At 71.9% G+C, this 13,265-nt stretch carries 15 protein-coding genes; 9 read left to right on the forward strand and 6 right to left on the reverse strand.

Translation table 11 applies throughout. The annotated features are described in order from the left end of the window. Positions 1 to 354 precede the first annotated feature (354 nt). Positions 355 to 600, forward strand: coding sequence for a DUF2630 family protein (locus tag ACZ7L1_RS17320; protein ID WP_388990322.1), 246 nt, complete (start codon positions 355 to 357; stop codon positions 598 to 600). Positions 601 to 621: 21 nt separating this feature from the next. On the opposite strand, the gene ACZ7L1_RS17325 is transcribed toward ACZ7L1_RS17320, so the two are convergent. The 4 genes from ACZ7L1_RS17325 to ACZ7L1_RS17340 all read right to left on the reverse strand — a co-directional run bounded on the left by ACZ7L1_RS17325 (position 622) and on the right by ACZ7L1_RS17340 (position 3,732). Continuing rightward, on the reverse strand, positions 622 to 1,320 hold the full coding sequence (locus ACZ7L1_RS17325) for an HAD family hydrolase (RefSeq protein ID WP_471437999.1): 699 nt from the start codon (positions 1,318 to 1,320) through the stop codon (positions 622 to 624). A gap of 32 nt (positions 1,321 to 1,352) precedes the next feature. Beyond that, complete coding sequence (locus tag ACZ7L1_RS17330; protein ID WP_471438001.1) at positions 1,353 to 2,060, reverse strand: phosphatase PAP2 family protein; 708 nt, start codon at positions 2,058 to 2,060, stop codon at positions 1,353 to 1,355. Between the two features lie 64 nt (positions 2,061 to 2,124). Continuing rightward, positions 2,125 to 3,060, reverse strand: a complete 936-nt coding sequence (locus ACZ7L1_RS17335) for a M56 family metallopeptidase (RefSeq protein WP_471438003.1) — start codon at positions 3,058 to 3,060, stop codon at positions 2,125 to 2,127. Between the two features lie 126 nt (positions 3,061 to 3,186). Beyond that, the gene (locus ACZ7L1_RS17340; protein WP_471438005.1) at positions 3,187 to 3,732 is read right to left on the reverse strand and encodes a DUF5134 domain-containing protein; all 546 of its coding nucleotides are present in this window, start codon (positions 3,730 to 3,732) and stop codon (positions 3,187 to 3,189) included. Positions 3,733 to 3,900: 168 nt separating this feature from the next. On the opposite strand from ACZ7L1_RS17340, the gene ACZ7L1_RS17345 reads away from it, so the two are divergent. Both ACZ7L1_RS17345 and ACZ7L1_RS17350 read left to right on the forward strand, forming a co-directional pair. Then, positions 3,901 to 5,532 (forward strand): FUSC family protein, encoded by a 1,632-nt coding sequence (locus ACZ7L1_RS17345; RefSeq protein WP_471438007.1) that lies wholly within the window; start codon positions 3,901 to 3,903, stop codon positions 5,530 to 5,532. After that, positions 5,529 to 6,095 (forward strand): MarR family winged helix-turn-helix transcriptional regulator, encoded by a 567-nt coding sequence (locus tag ACZ7L1_RS17350; RefSeq protein ID WP_471438008.1) that lies wholly within the window; start codon positions 5,529 to 5,531, stop codon positions 6,093 to 6,095. Before ACZ7L1_RS17345 ends, ACZ7L1_RS17350 begins: the two co-directional genes overlap by 4 nt. Positions 6,096 to 6,308: 213 nt before the next feature. On the opposite strand, the gene ACZ7L1_RS17355 is transcribed toward ACZ7L1_RS17350, so the two are convergent. After that, the gene (locus ACZ7L1_RS17355) at positions 6,309 to 6,701 is read right to left on the reverse strand and encodes a VOC family protein (protein WP_471438010.1); all 393 of its coding nucleotides are present in this window, start codon (positions 6,699 to 6,701) and stop codon (positions 6,309 to 6,311) included. Positions 6,702 to 6,775: 74 nt separating this feature from the next. Between ACZ7L1_RS17355 and ACZ7L1_RS17360 the strand changes: the two genes are divergently transcribed. Continuing rightward, on the forward strand, positions 6,776 to 7,333 hold the full coding sequence (locus ACZ7L1_RS17360; RefSeq protein ID WP_471438012.1) for a GNAT family N-acetyltransferase: 558 nt from the start codon (positions 6,776 to 6,778) through the stop codon (positions 7,331 to 7,333). 15 nt (positions 7,334 to 7,348) lie between these two features. Here the strand turns inward: ACZ7L1_RS17360 and ACZ7L1_RS17365 are convergent, their stop codons facing one another. Next, entirely contained in the window at positions 7,349 to 8,032 is a 684-nt protein-coding gene (locus tag ACZ7L1_RS17365; RefSeq protein WP_471438013.1) for a glycerophosphodiester phosphodiesterase, read from the reverse strand. 421 nt (positions 8,033 to 8,453) lie between these two features. On the opposite strand from ACZ7L1_RS17365, the gene ACZ7L1_RS17370 reads away from it, so the two are divergent. From ACZ7L1_RS17370 to ACZ7L1_RS17390, 5 genes are all read left to right on the forward strand, one after another. Continuing rightward, the gene (locus ACZ7L1_RS17370; protein ID WP_471438015.1) at positions 8,454 to 9,851 is read left to right on the forward strand and encodes a DUF6421 family protein; all 1,398 of its coding nucleotides are present in this window, start codon (positions 8,454 to 8,456) and stop codon (positions 9,849 to 9,851) included. Between the two features lie 41 nt (positions 9,852 to 9,892). After that, positions 9,893 to 10,645, forward strand: coding sequence for an SDR family NAD(P)-dependent oxidoreductase (locus ACZ7L1_RS17375; protein ID WP_471438017.1), 753 nt, complete (start codon positions 9,893 to 9,895; stop codon positions 10,643 to 10,645). Next, on the forward strand, positions 10,642 to 11,712 hold the full coding sequence (locus ACZ7L1_RS17380) for a threonine aldolase family protein (RefSeq protein ID WP_471438018.1): 1,071 nt from the start codon (positions 10,642 to 10,644) through the stop codon (positions 11,710 to 11,712). The genes ACZ7L1_RS17375 and ACZ7L1_RS17380 overlap by 4 nt, the downstream gene beginning before the upstream one ends. A 258-nt stretch (positions 11,713 to 11,970) precedes the next feature. Continuing rightward, entirely contained in the window at positions 11,971 to 12,564 is a 594-nt protein-coding gene (locus tag ACZ7L1_RS17385; protein ID WP_471438020.1) for a transglutaminase domain-containing protein, read from the forward strand. Positions 12,565 to 12,572: 8 nt separating this feature from the next. Further along, positions 12,573 to 13,265 carry a B3/B4 domain-containing protein gene (locus ACZ7L1_RS17390; protein WP_471438022.1) on the forward strand — a complete coding sequence of 231 codons (693 nt, stop codon included), beginning with the start codon at positions 12,573 to 12,575 and terminating at the stop codon, positions 13,263 to 13,265.

Below are 13,265 nucleotides of genomic sequence, written 5' to 3' on the forward strand. Positions count from 1 at the left end.
GCTGCCAGCCAACTATACTCAGTGCGTCCCGGGACCGCGCCCTCGCAGGCCGGCCCCGGACGGCGCCTGCCCCGGGCCACACGGGGGATGGTCCAGGGCAGGCGCGCGCCTCTTCTCTCCCGCCATCGGTGTCGCACGGCCGGTCGACCCTCCCTAGTGCTGTGGCCGGAAAGGTTCACCGGCTCGCGACGCCCGGCACGGCACCTCGCCGCGTTGTCGCATCGCCCGAGTACATCCGGTACGCGGGCGACGCTCCGCCGTGCGATGCACCGCACCGGACGCCGCGAGCCTTCCGGCAAACCTTTCCGGCCACAGCACTAGAGTGGTCAGCAGTCACCGAGGAGGCGTACAGACATGGATCAGGACCAGATCCTGGGCAGGATTTCGGCCATGGTGGAGGAGGAGCGAGCCCTGCGCGAGGCGCTGTCGTCCGGCCGCATCGACAGTGCGACGGAACAGGAGCGCCTCGGCGAGGTGGAGCGCGCCCTGGACCAGTGCTGGGACCTGCTGCGCCAGCGCCGCGCGAAGGCGGAGTTCGGTGAGAACCCGGACGAGGCACAGGTCCGCCCGGCGTCGCAGGTCGAGGGCTACGAGAGCTGAGGGCCTGGGCGCGCGCCCGGCTCAGCCGATCAGGTCCAGCACCGGGCGGAGCCCGTCCGGGCGCTCGGTCACCGTGCGGTGCTCCACGAAATGCGCCGCGCAGCCCAGGTCCGCCGCGCCGCCGTCGGCGCGGCGGTCGTCGCCGACCATCAGTGTGTCCTGAGGAGCGACGCCGAGCGCGTCGCAGGCGAGCCCGAACAGTCGGGTGTCCGGCTTCTGGATGCCGTGCTCGTACGACAGCACGTACGCGTCCACATACCGGTCGACGCCGTGCTCGCGGAAGACCGGCCGCAGGTCCCAGCCGATGTTGCTGACCACGCCGACGGCCACCCCGCGCTCGCGTAGCGCGGCCAGCACCTCCACCGTGTCGGGGTAGGGCCGCCAGGCGGCGGGCGTCATATGACGGTCGTACAGCGCGTCGTGCAGACGCGCGTCCGGCAGTTCCACCCGGCGGGAGAGCCCGGTGAACGCGGCCCGGTGAGCCTCGGCGCTGCGGTCCCGCACCGCCCACAGCGCGGACAGGTCCTCCGGGAGCGGCCCCGTGGGCGAGGCACCGCCCGCCAGCGCGCCCGCGGCCTCCAGTCGCCCCGCCAGCCGCAGCAACTCGCTTTCGGGCAGCGTCACGTCGGCCTCCGCGAGCACCGCGCGCAGCCACGACTCGGTCGACTCGATACGGAAGAGGGTCCCGGAGAAGTCGAAGAGCACGCCTTTGATCCCCATGGGGCTGATCCTTCGTGACCCGCCCCCCACGGTCAAGGACGCCGTTCGCGCCGGACCGGCTCTTCCTCCCCTTGGCACCACCGCTCGTACGACGCCACCGCGAGCGCGACCAGCAGGGCCCCCAGCAACCAGCCGCCCAGCACGTCCGACGGCCAGTGCACGCCCAGCCAGACACGCGTCAGCCCGACGCCCACGACCGAGACCACGGCCACCGTGAGCGCCGTACACCACAACAGGCGGCCGGCGCCGTGGCGGTGCAGGAGCCACAGCAGCAGTCCGCACACCACGGTCGCCGTCATGGCGTGACCGGAGGGGAAGGCCGCGTAGTGGGCGGAATCGACGGGATTCGGCCACACCGGACGGGGTCGGCCGACAGCCGCCTTGAGCGCGTTCTGCGCCAGCGCCGCCAGCGCGCACGTGGCCGCCACCCACAACGCGAGCAACCATGCTCTGCGCTGCCACAGCAGCCAGACCACGGCGGCAGCGCACAGGGCGCGCATGGTCTGGGGGTCCCACACCCAGTCCGTGAGGATGCGGGACGCGTGCGTGATTCCGCGGTGTTCGACCGCCCAGCGGTGTGTGGTGGTCGCGATGTCGGCGTCGAGCGTCATGAGCGGACGCCAGGAGACGGCGACCAGCACCAGGAGCAGCACTGACGGGGCGGCGAGGGCGGCGGCGGTGAGCGCCGCGGTCCGCGGGGCCGGAGGGCGGGACGGTGAGTCGACGGGCGCTGGGTGCATACCGTGATCCTCGCCGACACGTGCGGCCACCGGTCAAGCCCTGGCCGCCGGGCGCCTCCCGTGACTACCCGAGTGCGCGCAGCCCCGGTACGAACGCCACCAGCACCGGAATCACCGGGACCAGCGCCGCGGTCGCCGTCAGCCGCAGGCGCCGCGCCGCCGGAAGCCGGTCCGGGGGAGTGAGGAGGCGGTGCACACGCTGCGGAACGTGGGCCTGCGGGGTGGGGCAGGGCCCGAACACGCCACGGTCCTCATTGAGTTCCACCAGCGCGAGCGCGGTGGTGAGGCGGCCGTGGCGGCGCGAGGCCATGTCGTCGGCGGCGAGTTCGACCAGCCGGTGCATCTCGTCGCGGAACGCGGCGAAGACGGGCACCTGGGGAAATCCGTTGGCCAGTGCGGCCGAGGAGTGCAGCAGCCAGTCGTGCCGGGCCCGCGCGTGGCCCTGCTCATGGGCGAGCACCGCGTCCAGCTGCCTGCCCTTGAGCCGGCGCAACGCGGCCGTCGTGATGACCAGTTGGGGTGCCGGCCCCGGCAGCCACCAGGCGTCCGGGCGCTCCCCCTCCAGCACCACCAGGCGGTCGCCGCGCGGCTCCTCGCCGGGCAACAGCGGGGCCCGCACCAGCAGTTCGGTGCGACTGTGCCGACGGCGCGCCCGTGCCCGGGAGACTTCCCGGACCAGCATCGCCGCGCTCCACACGCCACCGCACGCCAGCGCCACGGCGGTCGTCGCGGCCCAGGGGCTCCCCGTGTTCAGCGCGTACGCGGCCACGACCGAGTGCGGGGCGGGGGCGAACACATGGCCCCGCACGGCCGCCCACGCGGCGGCCGCGCTCAGCGTCATCGACAGCACGCAGCACACCAGGACCGCCGCCACCACGCACTGCCACACCCACAGGGCGACCACCGGTTCGCGGTCCGGCCAGTCCGCCCGGGCGAGCAGCCGCGGAGCGAGGACGGCGGTCAGCGCGCCGAGCAGCAGCAGTGCCGCGGGGACCATCATGGGCCGAAGCCTATGAGCCGGGCGGGGGCACGGCCTATGTACTGTCGCGGCAAAGTGACGCACGCCACGGATGCGCGGCGTCCTGTTCCGCCGCCGACCTGATGCCGGCTCCGCCCGACGCCCGGCTCACAGCGTAAGGAGCATCGCCAGCATCGCGATCGCCATGGACAGGCGGCAGGCACGCGCGAGTTCGGGCCGGTCGCCCCACCCCGCGCCCGGCGCACCCCCGGCCGCGGCCACCGACACCGCGGGCACCAGCCGTACCCCGGACCTCAGCACATAGACCGTGAAGTAGAGCAGCAGTGTCCCGGTCAGCAGCGATACGCCGCCGTGCGTGTGGTGTCCGTGCGAGGCGGCCATCGCCGCCGCCATGTAGACCATGGCGCACGCGCCGACCAGATGGTGCAGATGGTGGGCGCCGCCCCGGGCCTCCCACAGGGCCCGTACGGCCGCCCCGCCGAAGACCACGGCGTACGCGATCCACACGGCCCGCGGCGGCACGGCGACCGCCGCGGGCACGGCCATCACCGCCATGCCGAACCCCATCAGCGCCTCGCCGCCCGCGGCGCGGCGCTGCTCCTCGACGGTGCTGCGCATCCGCAGCAGACAGTAGGCCCCGGTCGCCGCGCACAGCGCGACGAGCAGCCAGCCGGGCGAAGCCGGTCCGTGCACCGCGCACCTCCCCGCTGGACGGTCTCGGACGGTCACCGGGGGCATGCCCGTGACGCAGGGTGCACACGCAAGCGCACAGGGGTACAGGGGGGAGCGCGGGGCGGCGCGGTAGGCCGGGCGTGGTCGCCGCAATCATTTACGAGTAAAACACCTGTTAAGCTTATGTCCATGAGCAGTGTCACACCCCGAACCTCCCGAGTGCGCCCTTTGCCCCTATCCGGCCATCTGCGCCTCGGCAGGCCCTCGGAGATCTGGTTCAAGCCCGCACTGAGCGTGGTCGCCGCGATCGCCCCGCCGAACCTGACGCTGCTCGCCCTCGGCCGCCTGGACCTGGCCGTCTACACGATGGCGGGCTCCCTGTGCGCCCTCTACGCGCACAACCGCCCGTACGCGGCCCGCGCCCTCACCCTCGTCCGGGTCGTCCTCGGCATGCTCGGGGGTTTCGCCGTCGCGCTGGTCGCCGCGTCCCTCACCGCGAACGCCGTGGTCCTGGTGACCGTGGGCGCCCTGCTGGCGGCGGTGCAGAAGGCGCTCTGCGACGCGACCCGCGTCGGGCCGCCCGGCAATGTGATCTTCACCTTCGTCAGCTCGGCGTCCCTGTTCGCCCCGCAGACCCTCGGTCAGGTCCCCGCCCACCTCGGTCTCGCCGCCGCGGCGGGCGCCTGGTCCTGGATCGTCGGCATGGCTCCCGGCCTGCTGCGGCCGCACGGCCCCGAGCGCCGCGCCACCGCCCACGCCCTGAGCGCCGCCGCCGTGTTCGCCGAGACCGGTGCGGCCACCGCCCGGGCCGGTGCCGCGGCCGCCGTGCACACCGCCTGGCAGTCGCTGCTGTCCACCGGCTCTGCATCTCGGTGCGCGCTGGCGCGGCTCGTCGTCCGTGCTGAGGTCGCGCTCGCGGCGCCCGGCGACACCGACCCCGAGCGGCTGCGCGCCTGGGCGCGCGACCTGCGCGCAACCGGGCCCCTCCCGCTCCCGGACGACCTGGGCGGGACCGCCGACGAACTCCTCGGTGTCGAGGCCGAACTCGCGAGCCCGCGGCGCCCCCTGCACCGCAGGCTCGGCCCGCTCGCCCCCATCGCCCTGCGCACCGCCCTCGGTTGCGCCCTCGCCGGATACGCCTCCCTGGCGCTGGGCGTCGGCCGCCCGTACTGGGCGCTGGTCACCGCCGCCTCGCTGTACCAGGCCAACGTCACCCTCACCTGGCGCCGAGGCGTCCAGCGCGTCATCGGCAACCTCCTCGGCGTCCTCCTCTTCGCGGCCATCGCCCCGCTCGCTCACCTGAACCAGCTCGCCCTGGTGCTGTGCGGCCTGGTCTTCAACTTCGGCGCCGAGGCGCTCATCAGCCGCAACTACTGGCTCGGCAGCGTCTGTGTGACGCCGATGGCCCTGCTCATCACCGAGTTCGCCCGCCACCAGGAGCCCGCCGCGCTGATGGCCGACCGGGTCCTGGACACCCTCATCGGAGCGCTGGTCGGCTTCGTCGCCGCGATCGTCGTCACCAATCGGCGTGCCGGCGACCGTCTCGACCACGCCCTCGCCGCCGTCGACCGCGCCCGCGAGCGCGCGACCCGGCTGCTGGCCGCCGGGCACGCCGAGCCAGGAACCCTGGAAGCCGCACGCCGCGCTCTCGCCGCGGCCCTCGTGGAACTGCGCGCCACGGCCGACGCCGCGGCCGGAGAGTGGTGGCAGCGCGCCCTGCCCGAGGAGCGGGTGCTTCGCACCGAACAGGCCGGGGACCGTACGCTCGCCGCGACGGTACGACGGCAGGGACTGCACACCTCGGAAGGCGCACGGACATGACGGCTGTGAACGGACCGACGACACGGGCGCAGGGCGGTGCGGCCGGACCGGGGCCCGTCGCGGACGACATCGTCGCCGCCGTCGTGCGCCAGTGGCGGGCCGTCCGCCCCGACATCGACACCGGGCCCATGGAGATCATCGGGCGGGTCAACCGCTGCGCCGCCCTGCTGCAGCAGGCCGAGGACGCACCGCTGCGCCGCGCCGGCCTCACCAGGCCGGAGTTCGACGTCCTCGGCACGCTGCGCCGCACGGGGCACGAGCTGACGCCCGGGGAGCTGGCCCGGGAGACCTTCTCCTCCGGCGCCGCGGTGACCAAACGGATCAAGCAGCTCGCCGAGCGCGGCCTGGTCGAGCGGCGCGGGGACTCCCGTGACCGCCGCGTGGCGCATGTGCGTCTGACGGATGCGGGCCGCGAGCTGGTCGACGCCGTCCTGCCCGAGCAACTGTCGTACGAGACCGCCGTCCTGTCCGGGCTCGGCACCGACGACCGGCGCCAACTCGCGCAATTGCTGGGTGAGTTGCTCGTCCAGCTGGAAGGCCGGCTCGGCGCACCGCGCGGCTGAGGGCGCACACCCGGAGACTTCACGATCACGACCCGTTGACGCCGGTCGAGCGGCACTTCTACGGCCGGACCGGCAATTCGATCAATGTCCGATATATCGACGTGCGCCGAGGCGGGGCGGCACCCGGCTCGAAGACCGGCCCTGGCCCGGGCGCCGCTCGGCTCGCCGGCGGGTCCCCCTGACCACGCCAAGGCCATCCCCCGGGGGGAAGCATCAGGTCCCCGGCCGGTACCGCAGGGGGTGGTCGGCCGGGACCTCGACGAGCACGATCTCCGTGCCGTCCGGGTCCTCGATCCACATCTCGATCAGACCCCACGGCTCCTTCACCGGCTGCCGCACGATCGCGACCCCGGCGTCGGCCAGCTCCGTGTGCGCCAAGGCCACGTCCGGTACCTGCAGCCAGAGCTTCAGGGCCGGTGAGGGCGGGGTCTCGCTGCGGCCCGCCACCTCAAGGAAGCCACCGCCGAGGAAGTACACGACCCCGCGATCGGGCCCCGTACCGAACTCCCTGTAGACCGGGAGCCCGAGTTTCCCGCCGTAGAAGTCCCGGGACCGCTCCGGATCGGCCGGGCGCAGAAGGGTGCGGCTGCTCAGTACGTGGACCATGCATGCGGAGCCTAGTGGGCGGGTTACCCTCATCGGTGCCCGCGCCGCGCCACGGAACACGGAGAAGCATCCCAATGGACAGCCCCGCCACCGCTGACACCGCCACGACCGGTCTGACCTTCCGCGACGCCACGGAGGCCGATGTGGACGCGCTGGTCGCGCTGGTCGAGTCGGCGTACCGCGGCGACTCCAGCCGGGTGGGCTGGACCACCGAGGCCGACATCCTCGAGGGCCGGCGGACCGACCCGGAGGGCGTGCTGGAGGTGATCAAGTCGCCCGACAGCCGGCTGCTGACCGTGGAGCGCGAGGGGGCGATCATCGCCTGCTGCCAGCTCGAGCACCGCGGCGACCACGCCTACTTCGGCATGTTCGCGGTCAACCCCACGCTGCAGGGCGGCGGCCTCGGCAAGGTGGTCATCGCGGAGGCGGAGCGCACGGCCCGTCAGACCTGGGGCGTCAAGGAGATGCAGATGACCGTCATCTCCGTCCGGGACGACCTCATCGCCTGGTACGAGCGGCGCGGCTACCGCCGTACGGGACAGATGAGCGCCTTCCCGTACGGCGACGAGCGCTTCGGCATCCCCCAGCGCGACGACCTCCGGTTCGAGCTGCTGGTCAAGCCGCTGGTGTGACCGCGGGCGTGGAGGTCACGCCGTGAAGCGGCCGGTGCGCTTGATCTCCGGGTAGTCGGTGGTCGCGCCGTCCAGCTCCAGGGCGCGGACGAGGCGGAGGTGTTCCGGGGTGTTGACGACCCAGCCGATGATCCTCAGGCCCGCCTCGCGCGCGTGCTCGACGACCTCCAGGGTCAGCCGGCGGATGTTGAGGCACACGGTCGCCGCGCCGGCCTGCACGGCCCGCTCCACGACGTCGGTGCCGTAGCGGTCGGCGATCAGCGCCGTACGGACGCCCGGCACCAGCCGGGCGATCTCCCTGACCGCCTCGTCGTGGAACGAGGACACCTCCACCCGGCCGACCAGGTCCCGGCGGTGCATCACCTCGGCCAGTGCCTGTGCCGCCGCCACGTCCTTGATCTCCGCCTGGATCGGTGTCCTCACCGCGTCCAGGACCTCCTCGAACACGGGGACGCGCTCACCCCGGCCCGCGTCGAGCGCGCGCAGCTCGGCGAGGGGCTTCTCCGTGATGGGCCCCGTACCGTCGGTCGTACGGTCCACCTGGTCGTCGTGCATGACCGCGAGTGCACCGTCCTTGCTCAGACGCAGATCCAGCTGGATCAGATCGAGGCCCGCGCGTTCGGCGGCGACGAAGGACCGGAGGGTGTTCTCGGGTTCGACACCCATCACTCCGCGGTGACCGATGGTGAGGAAGTTCAAGGTTCGGCTCGCTTCCGTCGACGGCGGCTCGGGCAGCCGCGCGGCGCTCCCGGACCGGCGCGGCTCGGCCGCAGCCTAGTGGCCCGGCCGCGCCCCGAACCCGTCCGTGCCGGGGCCCCGGGCGCACGGAACGGTGCGAAACCGGACTTGGCGGCCGGTCCGGTGTCACCCCGGGGTGGGCGCGTCTCCTCCGTGTTGACCGTTCCGTGCTCCACGCCCGATGGCCGGAAGTCGCCTCTTCGTCCTGCGGGTGGGGACCGAACAAGCGTTCAGCGGAAGTCGTCGCCTGTTTCGTGTATCACAGGAAAATGAACGGTGAAGGCCTGGCCTGGCAGGATAATTTGTCGACCGCCCTCTTGCTGGGAGAAACTCCGTATGCATACGGTGTGCCTACGTGAGGTTCTCCCGTGAAGGATGGGTCATGACGGAAATTCTTGTGCAGGTGGGCTCGGAGGAGCGGGTTCCTCCGCAGGACAGGGTGGTGGACCACCCGGCTTGGCCCGTGCTCAAGGATGCCGTGGAGCAGATCCGGCCATGGCAGGCCAAGGACGGTTCGATCGACTTCGACGCCGAGGGCGCACCGGAGCGTGCGGAGGCGGAGGGCGCCGTGCGTCGTGCGGCGCAGGCCGTGGAGGAGCTCTCCCCGCTGCTGCCACACGACGCCGCCTACCACGAGGCGCTCGTGAAGGACCTGCGCCGGTGGGCCGACGAGGGCTTCCAGTTGCCCGACTTCCTGGACTCGCTGCTGGCCTTCCAGCCTGCCGCCAGGCGCGAGGACGGCCTCCAGCACCTGGTCGTCTTCCCGATGTACACGCAGAACGGCAACCCCGACCGCAACCTCGAAGCGGTCGTGCTGCGCATGGTCTGGCCGGACTGGCTGGCCGAGCTGGAGCGCACCCGCTACGACAACCCGCTGTTCTGCGGGATCAAGTTCGAGGACTTCACAGCGGGCTACGACACCAACTCCGCCGTCCTGTTCCCGGAGACCATCGCCGTACGCGAGGCGCCGCAGCGGTTCTCCTGGGGCGGTATCTTCTGCGACCGCGAGGCCGCCCGCTTCCGTCGCGTGACCGCGGCCGCCGTCGACATCCTGGGCCTTGAGCTGCCCGAGGACATCGCAGCGATGGTCCACGACCAGAAGCGCTGCGAAGAGGCCTTCGTGCTCTGGGACATGGTCCACGACCGCACCCACAGCCACGGCGACCTGCCGTTCGACCCGTTCATGATCAAGCAGCGCCAGCCGTTCTGGATGTACGGCCTCGAGGAGCTGCGCTGTGACCTCACCGCCTTCAAGGAGGCCGTGAAGCTCCAGGCCGACGGTGTGCCGCAGGCCCGGGACGTGCAGTACGCGGTGCTGTTCGACCGTATGTTCCGCTTCCCGGTCACCGGCGAGCGCGTGCGCAACTACGACGGCCTCGGCGGGCAGCTGCTCTTCGCCTACCTGCACAAGCACGACGTCGTCCGCTGGACCGACAACAAGCTGTCCATCGACTGGGAGCGCGCCCCGCAGGTCACCAACCAGCTGTGCGCCGAGATCGAGAAGCTGTACAAGGACGGCATCGACCGCCCCAAGCTCGTGCACTGGTTCGCCGGATACGAGCTGGTCTCCACCTACCTCGCCCCGCACCCGGGCTCCAAGTGGGCCAAGGGCCCCGACGCCCTCGATCTGACGCAGCCGCCGCGTAAGCTCGTGGACGACGTGCTTCCGGACGAGTTTCCGCTGAGCATGTTCTATGAGGCGTTGCAGAAGAAGCTCAAGAACGTGATCGCCTCGACCAAGGGCATCACGGCTCAGGCGGCCGAGCGGGTCGCCGCGTGAGCGCCCCGGCAACCGGTACGGCCGCTCGGCAGGAGGCGAAGATGCGGAACGGGAACGGGCCACTGACCGGCGCGGTGATCGCGGTGGCCGGCGCGGGCGGACCGGCCGGCCGGGCGGCGCTGCTCCGGCTCGCCGAGGCGGGGGCCACCGTCGTCGGCTCGGACAACGACCCGGAGCGGCTCGCGGAAGCCGTGGACGCGGCCCGCTACGCGTACGGCGGCGCCACCGTCACCGGGGACACCGTGGACCTGCTCGACCTGCAGTCCACCCGCGACTGGGCCGCCCACGTCGAGAAGGACTTCGGCCGGGTCGACGGTGTGGTGCACCTCGTCGGCGGCTGGCGCGGCAGCGAGACCTTCACCAGGACCAAGCTCGACGACTGGGACCTGCTCGAACTGCTGCTCATCCGCACGGTGCAGCACACCTCGCTCGCCTTCTTCGACGCCCTGCAGCGCAGCGACCGCGGCCGGTACGTCCTGATCAGCGCCGCGGGCGCGAGCAAGCCCACCGCGGGCAACGCCTCCTACGCCGCCGCGAAGGCCGCCGCCGAGGCCTGGACGCTCGCCATGGCCGACGCCTTCAACAAGGCGAAGGGCGAGGGCGAGCTGACGTCGGCGGCTGCCATCCTGGTGGTGAAGGCACTGGTGCACGACGCGATGCGCGCCGAACGCCCCAACGCGAAGTTCGCGGGCTTCACCGACGTCAAGGACCTGGCCGAGGCCGTCGCCGGCGTCTGGGAGAAGTCCGCCACCGAAGTGAACGGAACCCGTCTGTGGCTGACCGAGAAGCCGTGAACCCTCCCAGGACCGACGCGCGCCGTCATCACGACCCGGAGGTCCGCGGTTTCGCCAGCGACAACTACGCCGGGGCACACCCGGAGGTGCTCGCCGCCCTGGCCCTGGCCAACGGCGGGCACCAGGTCGCGTACGGCGAGGACGCGTACACCGAGAACCTCCAGCGAATCATCCGCAGCCACTTCGGTGCCACGGCCGAGGCCTTCCCGGTCTTCAACGGCACCGGCGCCAACGTCGTCGCGCTCCAGGCGGTCACCGACCGCTGGGGCGCGGTGATCTGCGCGGAGTCCGCCCACATCAACGTCGACGAGTGCGGGGCGCCGGAGCGTGTGGGCGGCCTCAAGCTGCTCACCGTGCCGACCCCGGACGGCAAGCTCACACCCGAGCTGATCGACCGGCAGGCGTACGGCTGGGAGGACGAGCACCGCGCGATGCCGCAGGTCGTCTCGATCACCCAGAGCACCGAACTGGGCACCCTCTACACGGCCGACGAGATCCGCGCGATCTGCGAGCACGCCCACGCGCACGGTATGAAGGTGCACCTGGACGGCTCCCGCATAGCCAACGCGGCCGCCTCCCTGGACGTGCCGATGCGCACGTTCACCAACGCGGTCGGGGTCGACATCCTCTCCCTGGGCGGGACGAAGAACGGCGCGCTGTTCGGCGAGGCCGTGGTCGTCATCAACCAGGACGCCGTCCGCCGCATGAAGCACCTGCGCAAGCTGTCCATGCAGCTCGCCTCCAAGATGCGCTTCGTGTCGGTGCAGTTGGAGGCCCTGCTCGCCAAGGACCTCTGGCTGCGCAACGCCCGCCACGCCAACGAGATGGCCCAGCGCCTCGCGGAGGGCGTGCGCGCGGTCCACGGAGTGGAGATCCTCCACCCGGTCCAGTCCAACGCCGTCTTCGCGCGGCTGCCGCACGACGTGAGCGAGCGCCTGCAGAAGCGCTTCCGCTTCTACTTCTGGGACGAGGCCGCGGGCGACGTGCGCTGGATGTGCTCGTTCGACACGACCGAGGACGACGTGGACCGGTTCGTGGCGGCCCTGAAGGAGGAGATGGCGCGCTAGTGCTGTGGCCGGAAGGGTTCACCGGCTCGCGACGCCCGGCACGGCACCTCGCCGCGTTGTCGCATCGCCCGAGTACATCCGGTACGCGGGCGACGCTCCGCCTTGCGATGCACCGCACCGGACGCCGCGAGCTTTCCGGCAAACCTTTGCGGCCACAGCACTAGCCGCCGCAGGCGCACGTCGGTCAAGCCGCATAGTTATGCGGCCATTCGAAAAATCATTGACTCTCGGGCGGCCGCATTCCTATGCTCTGCGGGCATGGAGCTGATCCAGGAAACGCCCGACCTGTCCGCGTATTTGGCTGCCGACGAGGTCATCGACCATGACCACCCCCAGGTGCGGGAAACCGCCGCGCGCCTTGCGAGGGCCGTTCGGGACTCGTATGCCTATGCGCGAGCGGCCTACGAATACGTCCGCGACGCCATTCCGCACTCCGCCGACAGCGGTGACCTGCGGGTCGCGTGGCGGGCCTCCGACGTGCTGGAGCAGCGCACCGGTATCTGCTACGCGAAGGCCCACGCCCTGGCCGCGCTGCTGCGGGTCGAGGACATTCCGACGGCCCTGTGCTACCAGCGGCTGGCGCACGACGATGGCGGCGGTCACGCCGTGCATGGCCTGGTCGCCGTGCGGTTCAACGGCGCCTGGCATCGCCAGGATCCCCGCGGCAACAAACCGGGCGTCGACGCCCAGTTCTCCCTGGACGGCGAGCGCCTCGCCTGGATGCCTGACGCAAAGTCCAGTGAGGTGGACTATCCAGTCCTGTATGCTGCACCTCACCCGGCGGTGGTGAGGGCCCTCAGGGCCGCACCCGATCGGCCGGCCCTCTGGAAGACGCTCCCCACCGCACTCTGAGGCAGGCGATGACTCCCACCCTGACCGTGTCCGACGAGGTGCGTACCCTCGCGCCCGGTTTCACACATGTCGCGATCGAGGCCCATGGTCTCGTGAGCGGGCCCAGCACCGAGGCCACGTCGGCCCTGCTCGACGACGCCGCCCGCCGGCTCGCCGCCCGCCTGGACGGACGGGCCCCGCACGAGGACCCGCACATGGCGGCCTGGCGCGCGGTGTACACGGCCTTCGGCGCCAAGCCGTCCCGCACCCGCAACTCCGCCGAGGCGCTCGCCAAGCGGGCACTGTCGGACGCCGGTCTGCCCAGGATCAACGTGCTCGTCGACCTCTACAACGCCATCAGCGTCGCGCATCTCATCCCGGTCGGCGGCGAGGACCTCGACCGCATCCAGGGCGCCATGCACCTCGTACGGGCTACGGGGGACGAGGAGTTCGTGACCGTCGCGGCGGGCGAGGAGACCGTGGAACAGCCGGACGCCGGCGAGGTGGTCTGGCGCGACGAGGTCGGCGTGACCTGCCGCCGCTGGAACTGGCGCCAGGGTCCGCGCACCCGGCTCACCGAGGAGTCCACCTCGGCGCTCTTCCTGCTGGAGAGCCTGGACCCGATGCCGGTGGCCGACGTCGAGCACGCTGGTGCCGAACTCGCGGAACTGCTGGAGAAGTTCAGCCCCGGAGCGCGGATCACCGTCCACGCCCCTGCCTGA

The organism is Streptomyces sp. NPDC107546 (assembly GCF_055639175.1).

What these genes read in the sequence shown, in the direction of transcription:
- ACZ7L1_RS17320 (WP_388990322.1), top strand. Translation starts at nt 355, where the DNA reads ATGGATCAGGACCAGATCCTGGGCAGGATTTCGGCCATGGTGGAGGAG.
- ACZ7L1_RS17325 (WP_471437999.1), bottom strand. Translation starts at nt 1,320, where the DNA reads ATGGGGATCAAAGGCGTGCTCTTCGACTTCTCCGGGACCCTCTTCCGT.
- ACZ7L1_RS17330 (WP_471438001.1), bottom strand. Translation starts at nt 2,060, where the DNA reads ATGCACCCAGCGCCCGTCGACTCACCGTCCCGCCCTCCGGCCCCGCGG.
- ACZ7L1_RS17335 (WP_471438003.1), bottom strand. Translation starts at nt 3,060, where the DNA reads ATGATGGTCCCCGCGGCACTGCTGCTGCTCGGCGCGCTGACCGCCGTC.
- ACZ7L1_RS17345 (WP_471438007.1), top strand. Translation starts at nt 3,901, where the DNA reads ATGAGCAGTGTCACACCCCGAACCTCCCGAGTGCGCCCTTTGCCCCTA.
- ACZ7L1_RS17350 (WP_471438008.1), top strand. Translation starts at nt 5,529, where the DNA reads ATGACGGCTGTGAACGGACCGACGACACGGGCGCAGGGCGGTGCGGCC.
- ACZ7L1_RS17355 (WP_471438010.1), bottom strand. Translation starts at nt 6,701, where the DNA reads ATGGTCCACGTACTGAGCAGCCGCACCCTTCTGCGCCCGGCCGATCCG.
- ACZ7L1_RS17360 (WP_471438012.1), top strand. Translation starts at nt 6,776, where the DNA reads ATGGACAGCCCCGCCACCGCTGACACCGCCACGACCGGTCTGACCTTC.
- ACZ7L1_RS17370 (WP_471438015.1), top strand. Translation starts at nt 8,454, where the DNA reads ATGACGGAAATTCTTGTGCAGGTGGGCTCGGAGGAGCGGGTTCCTCCG.
- ACZ7L1_RS17375 (WP_471438017.1), top strand. Translation starts at nt 9,893, where the DNA reads ATGCGGAACGGGAACGGGCCACTGACCGGCGCGGTGATCGCGGTGGCC.
- ACZ7L1_RS17385 (WP_471438020.1), top strand. Translation starts at nt 11,971, where the DNA reads ATGGAGCTGATCCAGGAAACGCCCGACCTGTCCGCGTATTTGGCTGCC.
- ACZ7L1_RS17390 (WP_471438022.1), top strand. Translation starts at nt 12,573, where the DNA reads ATGACTCCCACCCTGACCGTGTCCGACGAGGTGCGTACCCTCGCGCCC.